This window comes from Psychroflexus sp. MES1-P1E, from assembly GCF_002836055.1.
In the GTDB taxonomy this organism is placed as follows: Bacteria; Bacteroidota; Bacteroidia; order Flavobacteriales; family Flavobacteriaceae; genus Psychroflexus.
This window is the reverse complement of the sequence record NZ_PJBS01000348.1, coordinates 132608-148472: the sequence shown is the minus strand read 5'-3', so window position 1 is coordinate 148472 and position 15865 is coordinate 132608. Positions and strand designations below refer to the sequence as shown.

The 15865-nt window shown below is 36.4% G+C and carries 11 protein-coding genes; 6 read left to right on the top strand and 5 right to left on the bottom strand.

Annotation, left to right across the window (positions count from 1 at the left end):
- Positions 1-480: 480 nt before the first annotated feature.
- Both CXF67_RS16360 and CXF67_RS16355 read right to left on the bottom strand, forming a co-directional pair.
- Positions 481-1083: a gluconate 2-dehydrogenase subunit 3 family protein gene (locus CXF67_RS16360; protein ID WP_102089715.1), complete on the bottom strand. Its 603-nt coding sequence runs from the start codon at positions 1081-1083 to the stop codon at positions 481-483.
- Positions 1080-2834 carry a GMC oxidoreductase gene (locus tag CXF67_RS16355; protein WP_102089714.1) on the bottom strand — a complete coding sequence of 585 codons (1755 nt, stop codon included), beginning with the start codon at positions 2832-2834 and terminating at the stop codon, positions 1080-1082. The genes CXF67_RS16360 and CXF67_RS16355 overlap by 4 nt, the downstream gene beginning before the upstream one ends.
- 215 nt (positions 2835-3049) lie before the next feature.
- Between CXF67_RS16355 and CXF67_RS16350 the strand changes: the two genes are divergently transcribed.
- From CXF67_RS16350 to CXF67_RS16325, 6 genes are all read left to right on the top strand, one after another.
- Positions 3050-4027 (top strand): sugar phosphate isomerase/epimerase family protein, encoded by a 978-nt coding sequence (locus CXF67_RS16350; protein WP_102089713.1) that lies wholly within the window; start codon positions 3050-3052, stop codon positions 4025-4027.
- Between the two features lie 16 nt (positions 4028-4043).
- Complete coding sequence (locus tag CXF67_RS16345; RefSeq protein WP_102089712.1) at positions 4044-5270, top strand: MFS transporter; 1227 nt, start codon at positions 4044-4046, stop codon at positions 5268-5270.
- Between the two features lie 3 nt (positions 5271-5273).
- Positions 5274-6416, top strand: a complete 1143-nt coding sequence (locus CXF67_RS16340) for a Gfo/Idh/MocA family protein (RefSeq protein ID WP_102089711.1) — start codon at positions 5274-5276, stop codon at positions 6414-6416.
- Positions 6417-6418: 2 nt separating this feature from the next.
- Positions 6419-7474 carry a sugar phosphate isomerase/epimerase family protein gene (locus CXF67_RS16335; RefSeq protein WP_102089710.1) on the top strand — a complete coding sequence of 352 codons (1056 nt, stop codon included), beginning with the start codon at positions 6419-6421 and terminating at the stop codon, positions 7472-7474.
- Between the two features lie 21 nt (positions 7475-7495).
- Positions 7496-8299 (top strand): 3-keto-disaccharide hydrolase, encoded by an 804-nt coding sequence (locus CXF67_RS16330; protein WP_102089709.1) that lies wholly within the window; start codon positions 7496-7498, stop codon positions 8297-8299.
- 655 nt (positions 8300-8954) lie between these two features.
- On the top strand, positions 8955-12407 hold the full coding sequence (locus CXF67_RS16325) for a pyruvate carboxylase (protein ID WP_102089708.1): 3453 nt from the start codon (positions 8955-8957) through the stop codon (positions 12405-12407).
- Between the two features lie 414 nt (positions 12408-12821).
- Here the strand turns inward: CXF67_RS16325 and CXF67_RS16320 are convergent, their stop codons facing one another.
- From CXF67_RS16320 to glpK, 3 genes are read right to left on the bottom strand one after another with little or no spacing between them, the layout of a single operon-like run.
- Positions 12822-13619 (bottom strand): hypothetical protein, encoded by a 798-nt coding sequence (locus CXF67_RS16320; RefSeq protein WP_102089707.1) that lies wholly within the window; start codon positions 13617-13619, stop codon positions 12822-12824.
- An 11-nt stretch (positions 13620-13630) separates the two neighbouring features.
- Complete coding sequence (locus CXF67_RS16315) at positions 13631-14362, bottom strand: MIP/aquaporin family protein (RefSeq protein ID WP_102089706.1); 732 nt, start codon at positions 14360-14362, stop codon at positions 13631-13633.
- Positions 14363-14364: 2 nt separating this feature from the next.
- Positions 14365-15861: a glycerol kinase GlpK gene (glpK, locus tag CXF67_RS16310; RefSeq protein ID WP_102089705.1), complete on the bottom strand. Its 1497-nt coding sequence runs from the start codon at positions 15859-15861 to the stop codon at positions 14365-14367.
- Between the last annotated feature and the right edge of the window lie 4 nt (positions 15862-15865).

The window sequence follows — 15865 nt, the reverse complement described above, 5'->3', positions numbered from 1 at the left end:
TTAGTTTATGAGGAATAGGATTAAGTTTTCAGTAAATAATATCTTTTGCTGAAAACTATATTTAATTATTTTTTGATTGATCGAAGTTGAAAATAATTAGCATAGCCTTAGTCATGGTAACTATTTTTGATAAAAAGCCTGTGCCGAATTTGTATTGGTAAAACAATTTGTTGCGACATTATAGGTTTCAATTGGTGTAAGAAACCTGTATATAGTGGTTTCTATATTTAAGGCAGATAACACCACCACAGGAGAGCTACTTAAGCTTTTGAATGAAATAAATAGTATTGTATTCCGGAGGCAATTTCAGCCTGACTTGACATCTAAAGATTAAGCTATTTTAAGTGATAAGGACCAATTAAAAAATATTTTTATAACAAGACATTGTCTAAGCCTCCTCATGAATCTTTCGGTTTTTATTCTTCTCATCCCTCACACACTTTGTTTTATCGGTAAGATTTGAATTTAAACGTAAATTATTCAATCTAAAGACCATGACTTACCCTCTGTAAGAGACTCCAAATCACCACAATAATAAGCACCAGGAACTGGGTCATAAGACAGTACGTCTTCACCTATTTTTTCACTGGTAAGATAGGCTTGTATTGTCATAGTTTTGATAGTATTTAGAAATTCTGAAGTCGTTTTCCCTTTAAAATCTGGATTAGCCTCACGTTCAGTATCAACTTCATCTTTAACCATCAAATGCTCATCCAGAAAAGCTTTGAGCTGAGAGTCTTTAACCTCATCTAATGCTTCTATACCTTGGTGTTTACTAATTTTTGTCATGGTGTTACTAAAAGCAGCCTTGAAGAGTTGTTGATCTTCTATGGTAAAAACTTCATCCACATAACGGTCTATAAATTCGGGAACATTAACATCTGTAGCAGAAGGCAAACTGGTTTTAGGTAAAAAAACGTTTACCAATTTGATTAAAACCTCAGCTTGTTCTGGCATTAAAAATTTAGGAGTCCATTTAGCAACTTCGGTTGTACAGCTATTCAAAATTCCTAAAATAGTTGGTGTAATCACCACAAATCCAGCAGCGTACCCCATGCGTTTTATCGCGTCTCTTCTTTTCATGTGATATCTTTTAAGTTAAGTTCTTTTTGAGTTAAACTCTTTTTGAGATGCTCTGCAGCATGATGAGCTGCTCTAGCTGTAAATGCCATATAAGTCAACGATGGGTTTTGACAACCTGATGAGGTCATAAAAGCACCATCTGTTACGTACACATTTTTACAGGTGTGAACTTGGTTATGTTCATTCAGCACAGATGTTTTAGGATCTCTCCCCATGCGAGCTGTTCCCATTTCATGGATGCCTAGGCCCATAGCTCGTCGGTCCTCAAGGTCGTATCCCTCCACGCTTTTAAAACCTGCTACTTCTAGCATTTTTACGGCTTGCTCTTTCATATCTTTTCGCATTGCTAATTCATTTTTTCCAAAATCAGCATCGAAAGTTATAGTTGGTAAGCCCCATTCATCTTTTATATCGTAGTTCATATACATACGATTACTGCTATCTGGTAAGGTTTCTCCAAAAGCTAATAAGCTAATATTCCACTCCCCTGGTTTAAGTATAGCTTCTTTAAGTTTTGGGCCATATTTTAACTCTGCTACCATTTCAGAAATACTGGATCTGCTTGCACCTCCTTGATATCCGTAGCCTCTTAAAAATTCTTTTTTATCAGTATTACCTCCTAAATTTTGAAAACGCGGAATATATAAACCATTAGGACGTCTCCCTTTGTAATACTTGTCTTCAAAACCATCTGCAATACCAAAGGCACCTACATGAAAATGGTGGTCCATGATATTTTGTCCCAATTCACCACTATCATTTCCTAGGCCTTTGGGAAAACGACTAGACTTAGATTGAAGTAAAATAGAGGCCGAGGCCATTGAAGAGGCACAAAGGAAAATCACTTTGGCTTTAAATTCTATTTTCTCTTTTGTTTCTGCATCAATGATTCGAACGCCAGTTGCAAGTTGTGTGGTTTCATCATAAATGACCTCATAAACAACAGAATGAGTTCTAAGCGTCATATTACCCGTAGCATCAGCTGCAGGTAACGTAGACGAATTACTGCTAAAATAGGCGCCATAAGGACAGCCTCTCATACACTTATTCCTATATTGGCATTGTACACGTCCTAAACCTGGCTTAGTCCCCTCTGTAATATGAGCTGTACGACCAATGGTTAATAAGCGTCCGTCATCAAATTCTTCGCTCATTCGAGCTTTTAAATGCTCTTCTACGCAATTTAAATCCATAGGTTTAAGCAATTTTTGGTCTGGTAATTGGGGTAGGCCTAGATTTTCTCCACTTACACCAATAAATTCCTCTACTTTATCGTACCAAGGGGCAATATCTTTATAACGCACAGGCCAATCTACACCAATACCTTCTTTTTTATTAGCTTCAAAATCTATATCACTTAAGCGGTAGCTTTGTCGTCCCCACATCAAAGATCTACCTCCAACGTGATAGCCACGAATCCAGTCAAACCTTCTTTTCTCGTTATAGGGGTGCTTTATGTCATCAACAAAAAAATGTTGGTTAGGTTCTCGAGTTACATAGCCTGTTCGATGTTGTTTGAATTTTCTTTCTTTGGTTTCTCTTGTTGCGCTTTCACCATTTGGAAAATCCCAAGGATCCTTATGGGCAGTGGGGTAGTCTTTTACGTGCTCTATATTACGACCTCTTTCTAAAACTAAGGTCTTAAGACCTTTTTCACAGAGCTCTTTAGCAGCCCAACCTCCTGAAATACCTGTACCTACAACAATAGCATCAAATTGTTCATTAGAAATATCAATCGTTTTAGCAGCCATAAATTTTTTTTAAATAAATAATCATTCTTTAATTACTTGGGAATAAAAATACACTTTTTAGCTTATTTTACTATTTTGCGGTTATATTTTTTTAGAATAATTTAAAATAATTTAAATACATCGAATGAAGTTTACCCAATTTTTTGGATTGGATAAACTTCAACACAATTTTAAATATGATCTTTTGATATTAAAAACCAAATAATTTAATTTTAATGAAACGTTCTATTTTACTCCATTTTGTTTTTTGTTTTCTGTTTATTACTTTATTGACAAGTTGCAATAAGTCAAAAAATAATTCTGACGAAAATTCAGAAACTAGAATTGTAAAGGCCGAGACTAAACCTTTTTTTAAACTCTCGTTAGCCCAATGGTCTCTTCATCGTTCTTTTAATGAACAAGGAGTAGATCCCTTTAAATTTGCTGAAATAGCAAAAAATATGGGCTTTGAAGGTCTAGAATATGTCAATCATATCTATGCCAAGCAAATCGATTCTTTGGGTTTTATTGCTGTGATTGATTCACTTAAAATACTAAGTAAAAAACAAGGTATGGATAATGTGCTTATTATGGTTGATGGCGAAGGCGATTTAGCAAGCCCAGTTACAGCCATCAGAAATCAAGCTGTAGAGAACCACAAAAAATGGGTAGATGCTGCTCAAAAACTTGGCTGTCATTCTATTCGAGTTAATACTTTTGGAACAAATGACCCAGAGGAATGGTTACCTTCTGTGGTTGATGGTCTCCAAAAACTTTCAGAATATGCTGAGACCAAAAACATCAATATACTTTGTGAAAATCATGGCTGGCTTTCTTCTGATGCTCCTTTGTTGATGGAAGCTATCGAACAGGTAGATATGGAAAATTGTGGAACCTTACCAGATTTCGGTAATTGGTGCACAAAACGAAAAGGAGGGGAAAATTGGGGGGAGTGTCTTGAAGAATTTCCTGATAAATATCAAGGTATTGAATTGATGTTGGCAGAAGCAAAAGCAGTAAGTGCTAAAGCTTATGACTTTGATGAAAATGGAAACGAAACCACTTTAGATTTTATGCGTATCCTTAAATTGGTTAAAGATTCTGGATACAATGGCTATATTGGCGTTGAGTATGAGGGGGATAGACTAAGTGAAAAAGAGGGGGTTGAAGCCATTAAAAATTTATTATTGAAATCATCAGAATCCATAAACTAACTTAATTTATACCACTATGAAAGTATCTAGGTTCATACAATTGTCTATAATGATGTTTTTGGAGTTTTTCATCTGGGGCGGATGGTTCGTAACCTTAGGCTCTTTTATGGGAAATAACTTAGAGTCTTCTGGAGCCGAGACAGCTATGGCTTTCTCTACACAATCATGGGGAGCTATAGTTGCGCCATTTATCATAGGACTTATTGCCGATAGGTTTTTTAATGCTGAACGTATTTTAGCGGTACTTCACCTCATGGGTGCTGTTTTGATGTATCAAATGTCTCAAGCCAGCGGTTTTTCAGAGTTTTATCCTTATATCTTAGGCTATATGATTGTGTATATGCCTACTTTAGCTCTAGTCAATTCAATTTCATTTTACCAAATGAAAGATCCTGCCAAATACTTTCCTTATGTTAGGGTCTTTGGAACATTGGGTTGGATTGTTGCTGGCCTAATTATCAGCTTTGTGTTTAAATGGGATGCCGCAGAGAATATTGCAAATGGTATGCTCTCCAATACTTTTATGATGGTAGCCATTGCTTCAGCAGTTTTAGGGCTATATAGTTTTTCTTTACCCAAAACTCCACCCCAAAATAAAGGGGGTGCTTTAAGTTTATCTGAAATTTTAGGCTTAGATGCACTCAAACTTTTAAAAGACAGAAACTTTTTAGTATTCTTTATGTCATCTGTGCTTATTTGTATTCCATTGGCATTTTACTACCAAAACATCAGCCCTTTTCTTACAGAATTAAAGGTTGAAAATTCTACAGCATGGGCTTCCTTAGGTCAAGTTTCTGAGGTGTTTTTTATGCTTTTATTGCCCTTTTTCTTTAAAAAATATGGGTTTAAAAAGACTTTGCTTTTTGGAATGTTAGCTTGGGGTGTTCGCTATGCCCTTTTTGCCTTTGGTAATTCAGGTGATTTATTTTTCATGCTGATATTAGGTATTGCCCTACACGGAATTTGCTATGATTTTTTCTTTGTTTCAGGTCAAATTTATACCGACTCCAAAGCTGGAGAAAAGTACAAAAATGCAGCACAAGGCCTCATCACTTTAGCCACCTATGGCATTGGAATGTTGATTGGATTTTGGGTCGCTGGACAAATTGTAGATAAGAACGCTTTAGCAGATGGAACACACACTTGGCAAGACGTTTGGTTATTTCCTGCCATTTTTGCTGTTGGCGTTCTCATATTATTTGGATTATTCTTTAAAAATGAAACCATTAAATATAAAGCATAACTTATGTCAAAAAAAATAAGGCTAGGCATTTTGGGTGGCGGTAGCGATTCTCTTATAGGTATCCTTCACCGCATTGCTTCAGCTATGCACGATAAATATCAAATTGTAGGCGGAGTTTTTAATGTAAATTATGCCGATAGCCTCGATTTTGCCAAATCAATAGACTTGCCAAGTCATCGTGTTTACAAAGACTTAGAGACTTTAGTAGATAAAGAGCTAAAGCTTCCTCAGTCTGAACGGATGCAAGTGGTATCTGTGCTTACTCCCAATTTTTTGCATTTCCCCATGGCTAAAAAATTGTTAGAAAATGGTTTTAATGTCATCTGTGAAAAACCCATGACAACTACTCTTGAAGAAGCTAAAATCTTACAAAAAACCTTACAAAATACAAAAAGCGTTTTTGCTGTAACCTACACCTATACAGGTTACCCAATGGTTAGACAAATGCGTGAAATGGTTTTGAGCGGTGCCATTGGAAAAATTCAAAAAGTAGATGCTCAATACTATCAAGGCTGGATAAATCCCATTATTCATGATGTAAAACAGCGTTCGAGCATTTGGCGCTTAGACCCAGATAAATCTGGTATAAGTTGTTGTTTAGGAGATATTGGCACGCATGCTTTTAACATGATTGAATATGTGAGTGATCTTAAGATAGAATCTGTCTTATCTGATTTAAATTTTGTGTACAAGGATAATAAAATGGACGTAGATGCCACCGTCCTTCTTCGTTTAAACAAGCAAGCCAAAGGTGTTATTTGTACAAGCCAGATAGCTACAGGAGAAGAAAATAGTTTTATAGTGAAAATTTATGGAGATAAGGCTGGATTGAGATGGGAGCAAGAAAATCCTAATTACCTCTTTTTGATGGAAGAGGGAAAAGCTCTGCAAGTTCTTAAACCAGGACACACTTATAATTCTGAATTAGCTTTAGACGGTACCAAACTTCCACCAGGACATCCAGAGGGTATTTTTGACGCTATGGGTAACATCTACAAAGGTGTAGCTAAAGCTGTTTCCAACGAACCTTACAATCCTGCAGAATTCCCAACTATTTTAGACGGCACACGAGGTATGAATTTTATTGAAAAAGCTGTAGAGTCTCATCATAAAGGAAATATATGGATTAAAATTGAAAACACTTAATCATGAAAACTATTAAAGGTCCAGCTATATTTTTAGCTCAATTTATGGACGATAAACCACCATTTGATACTTTGGACAACCTCTGTAAATGGGCTAGTAATTTAGGCTATAAAGGCATACAAATACCAACTACAGATACCCGCCTCATCGACTTAGAAAAAGCGGCCAAGAGCCAAACCTATGCTGATGAAATCAAAGGAACAATCAATAGTTATGGCTTAGAGATAACAGAACTATCAACTCATATTCAAGGGCAATTAGTGGCTGTACATCCTGCACACGATTTGATGTTTGATGTCTTTGCTCCAGACCGCTTAAAAGGTAAGCCAAAGGAGCGAACTGCTTGGGCTGTTCAACAACTTAAATATGCCGCTGAAGCTAGCCAACGCCTAAAAATAAATGTACATGCCACTTTTTCTGGTTCACTTTTATGGCCTATGATGCACCCATGGCCACAACAACCTAAAGGTTTAGTAAAAGAAGGTTTTAAAGAACTTGCAGAACGCTGGAAACCTATTCTTAATGCTTTTGATAATGCTGGTGTTGATGTTTGTTATGAAGTACACCCCGTAGAAGATATTCATGACGGGGATACCTTTGAACGTTTTTTAGCTGCCACGGGTAACCATAAAAGAGTAAATATTTTGTATGATCCTTCACACTTTGTTCTTCAACAGTTAGATTATATAGCATTTATAGATCACTATAAAGAATTTATAAAGGCCTTTCATGTCAAAGATTCTGAGTTCAATCCAACAGGTAAGAAGGGGGCCTTTGGAGGTTATAACGATTGGAAAGATCGTGCTGGTAGATACCGTTCACCAGGTGACGGACAAGTTGATTTTAAAACCATTTTTTCTAAATTAACGGAGTATGGTTGCGATGTCTGGGCTGTTTTGGAGTGGGAATGTGTGATAAAAAGCGCTGAACAAGGTGCCAGAGAAGGCGCTCCTTTTATCAATAAACATATTATCGAGGCAACCACTAAAGCTTTTGATGACTTTGCAGGAGGCTCCCAAACTGATGAAGCTTATTTGAGACGCATATTAGGTATTTAATATTTTTTAAACCATTAAACTATGAACAAATATATTTGGATAGGTCTGTTTTGTATTGGATTAACAAGTTGCCAAAATAAAAATTCAGAAGCCCAAACCCAAGACAAACAAAGCAAAGAAACTACAGCTGTAGAAAAAAAAGAATTTACAAAACCTGAAGAAACAGAAGTGTGGAAACCCCAACCCAAACAAATAAACGTTGATCCTATTTCAAAAATTCCTTCAGATGCTCTCGTCTTATTTGATGGCTCAAACTTTGACAGATGGACATCATCTGTAGATTCCACAACTGTAAAATGGATAATGAATGATGACGGGAGTATGACGGTAAAAGACAAAACAGGCGATATCCAAACCAAGCAAAATTTTGGAGATGTTCAATTACATATTGAGTGGCGTTCTAATCCAGAAAGTAGTGTGACTGGTCAAAATAAAAGTAATAGTGGTGTGTTTTTGCAAAATCGTTACGAGTTACAAATACTTGATAATAACAACAATGAAACTTATGTAAATGGCCAAGTCGGGTCTGTCTATAAACAATCTATTCCTCTTGCAAGGGTCTCTGCACCAACTGGTAAGTGGAACACTTATGAAATCATCTATCGCCAACCCATTTTTGATGCCGTTGGTAATAAAATAAAGTCAGCTTATATTACGGCATTACATAATGGGGTGCTTATTCAGGATCATTTTGAGATATTAGGTACTACAGAATACATTGGTCTACCAATAAACAAACCACACGGGAAAGCACCAATCAAATTACAAGATCACCAAGACAAGAGTGGAGTGAGTTTTCGAAATATTTGGGTACGTGAACTCTAATATTTATTCTAATTTATTATAAGTTAAGAAAACGATTTTTTCTCTCTCTAATTATCACGCTTAAACTCAAAATAAAGTGCTTAAATATGTTTGTTTCCATTTATGTTTAAGGTAAATAGTTCTATAAATTAATGATAACTATATCAGAACTTTGTCTAAGCCTAAAAATAAAGCTTTTTTTTTCGATTTCTTAATTGTGCGGCTGCATTTTTTTAATTGCATAAAGACTTTGTAGCCTTGGAAGTTCCTATAAAGAAAAAATGGTGTCAAACATTTTCAAAAGGCTAAGTTTTAGATGTAAATAGGTTTACGAGATCAACCTTGAAAAACGATTGGTTCCCAAAATGGGGATGTATACCTATTAAATCCAGTTTAGGGAACTGCAGAGAAAGCTTGAAGTTAAATGGAATAGTTCTTTCTGTGCAACCTAATCGATAGGCTTTATAGAATAAAACAAATGCCAGTCTTATCTTTTTTGGTGAGTTGAGAAAACGCGAGTTCTTTATTAATTAAGCTAAATGAGGAGTCTTTCATAAGGGATATACGAAATAATTCATCTTTTTTTTCTTAAAAATTAGCAATAAAGTAGGGCTCACCAATTTATTTAATAACTTTAAAGCCAAGCGGAAACATTTTTAAATTAAAGATAAATAGAATGAACATCAATAAAGTTTTAGTTGCTAACAGAGGTGAAATCGCTATAAGAATTTTTCGCGCTTGTACAGAAATCGGTATAAGAACTGTTGGAATTTATACATACGAAGACAGGTATTCTTTACATAGATATAAAGCAGATGAATCTTACCAAGTTGGAGATGATAAGGAACCTTTAAAACCTTATTTAGATATTGAAGAGATTATTCGGGTTGCTATGGAGAATGGCGTAGACGCTATCCACCCTGGCTATGGTTTTCTTTCTGAAAATTCAAAATTTGCTCAAGCCTGTGCCGATAATGATATCATATTTGTAGGCCCTAAAGTGGATGTGCTGAAATCTTTAGGAGACAAAATAACCGCCAAAAAAGTGGCGATTAAAAGTGATGTCCCTGTTATAGAAAGCAATAAAAAAGAGTTAGACACTTTGGAGATTGCGACCGAGGAAGCTGAGCGAATTGGTTTTCCTTTAATGCTCAAGGCAGCTTCTGGTGGTGGTGGACGAGGTATGAGAGTGTTGAGAAGCATGGGAGAGCTTGAAAAAGCTTATGGTGAATCTAGGAGAGAGGCCAAAAATGCATTTGGTGATGAAACCGTGTTTCTGGAGAAATTTATCGAAAATCCAAAGCATATTGAAATCCAAATTGTCGCAGATAATTTTGGAAATACCCTACATCTATTTGAAAGAGATTGTTCTGTACAAAGGCGCTATCAAAAAGTTATTGAATTTGCACCATCTAAAGACTTGGATGAAACCGTTAAGAACAAACTCTATAGCTATGCTATAAAAATTTGTAAAGCTGTAAATTATAACAACATTGGTACGGTAGAATTTCTTGTGGATGATGATGGTAGTATTTACTTTATAGAAGTCAATCCCCGGGTGCAAGTGGAGCACACCGTTACTGAGGTGGTCACAGGGATAGACCTCATCAAAACACAATTATACATAGCCGATAACTATAAACTATCGGATGAAGAAATTAATATTCCCAATCAAGAATCGGTATCTATCACTGGTTTTGCTGTACAATGTAGAATCACTACAGAAGATCCAAAAAATGATTTCAAACCAGATTATGGAATTATCTCTACCTATAGGAGTGCATCAGGTTTTGGGATACGGCTAGATGCAGGGAGTGTTTACCAGGGGGTTAAGATTTCTCCGTTCTTCGATTCTATGCTGGTAAAAGTTTCTGCAAGTAGCAGAACTTTGGACGATGCGTGTAAGAAAATGCGTCGTGCTCTAGCGGAGTTTAGAGTGCGAGGTGTTAAAACTAATATGGCCTTTTTAGATAATATTCTAAAGGATGCCACTTTCAGAGAGGGAAAAGTCACGGTCAACTATATTAAAAATACCCCAGAGCTCTTCGATATCAAGGAGCCAAGAAACCGAGCAACCAAAACGGTGAATTTTCTAGGAGATATTACCGTGAATGGAAATGCAGATGTAAAGAATACGATTAAAAACCCAAGGTTTTTAATCCCAGAAGTGCCTAAGAGTATACTAAAATCACCCTATCAAAAAGGGACTAAAGATTTATTAACCGAATTGGGTCCTGAAGAATTTTCTAAATGGTTAACCAACGAAAAGAAAATTCACTACACAGATACGACCATGCGAGATGGGCATCAAAGCTTGTTGGCCACTAGAATGCGAACCTTTGATATGCAAAAAGTAGCGGCCAATTTTGCTAAAGATCATCCCGAAGTTTTTAGTATGGAGGTCTGGGGAGGAGCAACCTTCGATGTCTGCATGCGATTTTTAAAAGAAAATCCCTGGGAAAGACTTCGTATGTTTAGAGAAGCTGTGCCCAATATTTTATTACAAATGCTGCTGAGAGGTTCCAATGGAGTTGGTTATACCGCTTATCCGGACAATCTGATAGAACGTTTCGTTACCGAATCTTGGAATAATGGGGTGGATATTTTTAGAATATTTGATTCTCAAAACTGGATGAAATCTATTGTCCCATGTATCGAGTATGTAAGAAAAAACACGGGAGGTCTGGCAGAAGCATCCATGTGTTATACAGGAGATATCATGGATCCAAACCGAACCAAGTATACGCTTAAGTACTATATACAACTAGCCAAAGATCTTGAAAATGCTGGTGCTCATATTCTTGCCGTTAAAGATATGGCTGGTTTATTAAAACCAAAGGCAGCAACAGAGCTTATTTTAGCCTTAAAATCTGAAATTAAAATCCCAATCCATTTGCATACTCATGATACTTCTTCCATGCAAGGGGCCACTTATATGAATGCTATAGAAGCTGGGGTAGATGTCGTAGATGTGGCGCTTGGGGGATTATCTGGGCTTACGTCCCAACCTAATTTTAACTCTCTGGTTGAGATCATGAAATACCATCCTAGAGAAAATAAAATCAATAATGAGAAGTTGAATGAATATTCTATCTATTGGGAGCAAGTGAGAACTTATTATTATCCGTTTGAGTCTGGCCTAAAATCTGGAACAGGAGAAGTCTATACTCACGAAATCCCAGGTGGACAGTATTCCAATCTTAAACCACAGGCAGAATCTTTAGGGTTATCAGATCGTTTCCACGAAATTACAGATATGTACGCCAAAGTAAATCTGCTTTTTGGAGACATAATTAAAGTGACCCCAAGTTCAAAAGTGGTGGGCGATATGGCTCAATATCTTGTGAGTAATAATTTGACTATTGAAGATGTGCTGGAAAATGGTGAAAACTTATCCTTCCCTCAATCGGTTGTTAGCTTTTTCAAAGGAGACTTAGGACAGCCTGTTGGTGGTTTCCCAAAGAAAATTCAGAAAATAATTTTAAAAGGAGAAAAGCCATATACAGACCGACCTAACGCCCATTTAGATCCTGTAGATTTTAAAAAAGAATTTAAAGATTTTCAAGACATGTTCTCTGATGGAATTGACAGAATCTTAGATTTTGAAGATTTCATATCGTATAAACTCTATCCTAAAGTTTTCACAGACGCTTATAACCATCATACAAAGTACGGAAGTGTACACAATATTCCAACGAAAAATTTCTTCTACGGAATGGAAGCTGGTGAAGAAATTGTGGTGGAGTTGGATAGAGGAAAAACCTTATTGATTACGTTAGTTTCAATAGGTGAAACGGATGAAGATGGAATGGTCACTGTATTCTTTAAGGTTAACGGTCAAACTCGAAATATCCTTGTGAGAGATAACAATGTTAAGGTCGAAAAAGTAGCTCATCAAAAAGCTGATAAATCGGATGACAAACATGTAGGTGCTCCGCTGCAAGGTTCATTAACTGAAGTTTTGGTGAAGAAAGGAGACAAGGTCAAAAAGAATCAACCTTTATTCATTATTGAAGCTATGAAAATGGAAACGACTGTAACCGCTAATACTGACGGAGAAGTTAGTGATATTATACTAAATTCAGGAATAATGGTATACTCAGATGATTTGGTAGTGAAATTTAAATAAATATCTAATATTAAAAAAAGTAAAAGTCCCTTTCAGCTGTAGAAAGGGACTTTTACTGTTTAATACAGAAACGTGAAAACGGCTAAAAAATAATGTTCAAATGATTTCCTAGTGCCTTCAATTAGATCTTATACCAAATTAAATTTATAATGTCGTATAAATAAATTGAATTATTTTTTGACTAATTGAGGTTAAAAATAATTAGCATAGCCTTAGTTACGGTAATTATTTTTAATAAAAAGCAGGCGAAAAAGAAATGATTTATTGCGACATTATAGGTTTAAATTGGTATTAATCCCCAGCTAAGGGTTCCAGTGAATGCTAAGGTTTATGCTAACTTATTCTACACTTGAACTTTTTCGATACCCAAAATCAAAAGAAATCTGATGTGATATTCTGATCTAGTGAGCTGCGTTAAAATAAATCAACAGCGATTTGTAAAGCACCATAATCTTGTAAATTGTTCCACATGACAGTAGCGGCTAAAGGAAGAGTATACTTATCTAGGATCTTTAAATCTTTTGTATAAGATAATCCAAAATTGTTGAAACCGGTTTCATCTCCATAAAAGTTAGCATCACTTACAAATGAAAATGCTGCGCCAACATACGCACTTAAATTCCAGTTTTTACCATCGGCAATACTGTAGGAAGCTTCTACGTAATTTGTGAAAGCATTTCGTAAGTCACCATTGGAATTTATATAGGTATCCCGACCTTGAACTATGGTACTCCAAGAAAACTGTAAGGGGGTTTGTTCTAATCTATGAGTTATAGAAACATCTATAAAGTGAGAGGTTTCAGCTCTGTCGTAGTTGAAAATTTTAGCATTTGGAAAATCGGTGTAATTGTTGATATCCCAAATAGCAAACGTCCAGTTGTTGTGCTCGTAAGACAGGTAGTAGTCAAATTCAGTATAATTTCCTGCAAATCCTACACCTCCCCAAAGTCCAGCCTTAAATTTTCCATTCTTGGATTCATAATATACATTAGCGGCAGTCATAGCTTCATCTGTCACACGATACCCTCGCCATAAGTGCATGTTTTTTACCGTTAAGTTAAAATTAAATGGACGATAGGAGTCGTTATCCTCTTTGGTCTCTAAATTCTTTTTAGGTAAATTAAGAATTCTTCCATAATCTTTTTGACCATAAGACAAAGCAGTAGTGTTTAGGACTATAAAAAGTCCTATTATTTTTATAAAATGTATCATCATTTGGGTTTTTAGCTAAGCATTAAATGAAGTAAAGTAGCCAGTGATGCACCTATAAATGGTCCTATAACAGGGATCCACCCATACGACCAGTTGCTATCAGTCTTTCCTTTAATAGGAAGGAGGAAGTGCATAATTCTAGGTCCTAAATCTCTTGCAGGATTTATGGCATATCCTGTAAGTCCCCCTAAGGATAAACCGATACTCCACACGACAAACGCAATAGGAACTGCACCAACAGCTCCAAGTCCAACGGGAGCACCATTTTCACCATGCAACTCTGCACCAGTGATATAAAAAACAGCGATAATCAGTACGAAAGTCCCCACAATTTCACTTAATAAATTCCTGAATGTATTCGAAATCGCTGGATCTGTACAAAAGATGGCCCGTTTTCCTAAAGCATCTTCTGAGGCGTCAAAATGATCTTTAAAAAGGACATAAACGGTCCCTGAACCTATCATTGCTCCAATAAGTTGAGCTAAAATATACACAGGCACATCTTTCCAAGGAAAGCTTCCTTCAAGAGCTAAGGCTAAAGTTACTGCTGGGTTAATATGCGCTCCGCTATAAGGAGCAGCAACAAGCACTCCTATAAAGACGGCCATAGCCCAACCTGTGGTAATAACGATCCACCCAGAGCCGCTGCTTTTGGTTTCTTTTAATACACAACTAGCAACCACTCCTCCTCCAAGAAGAATAAGTATAGCTGTCCCTAATATTTCTGCTATAAATGGTGTCATAATTATTTAGATTTACTCCAAAATTGGAGGGCATTAATCGCTCTGTACCAACCCTTGATACCGTCTTGGATTTTATCTTGGTCTTTTGTTGGTTGAAATTTGACATCTTCTTTCCAGGTGGCCTGAATTTCTTCCATATCTTTCCAAAAACCAACCGCCAATCCCGCTAAATAGGCAGCCCCCAAAGCAGTGGTTTCAGTTACTTTTGGTCTTATAGTAGTGGTATTTAAAACGTCCGATTGAAATTGCATCAACATGTCATTAACAGTGGCTCCACCATCCACACGTAATTCTTCTATATCGATTTCGGAATCGGCCTCCATTGCTTTTAAAATGTCCATAGTTTGATAAGCTATAGCTTCTAAAGAAGCTCTTGCAATATGGGCATCAGTGGTTCCTCTTGTAATTCCAAACATAGTACCTTTCGCTTCTTGGTCCCAATATGGAGCACCAATACCAGCAAATGCGGGAATAAAATATACACCGTCTGTAGACTCTACAGAAGTCGCTAAGTTTTCAATATCACGGGATCTTTTAATAATTCCCAAACCATCTCTTAGCCATTGGACCACAGCACCCCCTATAAAAATACTCCCTTCTAGTGCATACTCAGTTTTACCATTTATTCTCCAAGCAACAGTAGTCAATAATTTGTTTTTAGAAATAATAGGTTTATCACCAATATTCATCAGCATAAAACAGCCTGTTCCATAGGTGCTTTTCACCATTCCTTTTTCTGTACACATTTGGCCAAACAAGGCAGCCATTTGATCTCCAGCAATACCCGCAATAGGAATTTTGGAAGCAAATACTGTGGTTTTGGTATGGCCATACACGTCACTTGAATCTTTAACTTCTGGCAGCATACTTTTTGGAATGTCAAATAATTCCAATAAATCGTCATCCCAGTCCATAGTATGAATGTTAAAAAGCATGGTCCGAGAAGCATTGGTAACGTCTGTTACATGGAGTTCTCCTTTGGTAAAGTTCCAAATTAACCACGAATCCATTGTTCCAAGAATAAGATCACCAGCGTTTGCTTTTTCTCTTGCTCCCTCAACATTATCAAGAATCCATTTGACCTTAGTTCCTGAAAAATAGGAATCTATCACAAGACCTGTCTTTTCTTGTATCATCTTTTCTTTACCGTCTGCTTTAAGCTGGTCACAATAGTCAGAGGTCCGTTTATCTTGCCAAACAATTGCGTTATAAATAGGATCTCCAGTGTGTTTATCCCATATGACCACTGTTTCTCTTTGGTTGGTGATTCCTATGGCGGCAATATTTTTACCGTTTAGTCCTTTTTTGGTTGTTGCTTCAGCAGCAACACCTGCTTGTTTAGACCAAATTTCTAAAGGGTCATGTTCCACCCAGCCTGGTTTTGGAAAGTATTGAGTGATTTCTTTTTGAGCAACAGAATAGATTTCACCTTTCTTGTTAAACACAATTGCTCTTGAACTTGTTGTTCCTTGGTCTAAGGCTAAAATGTATTTCTCCATGGAA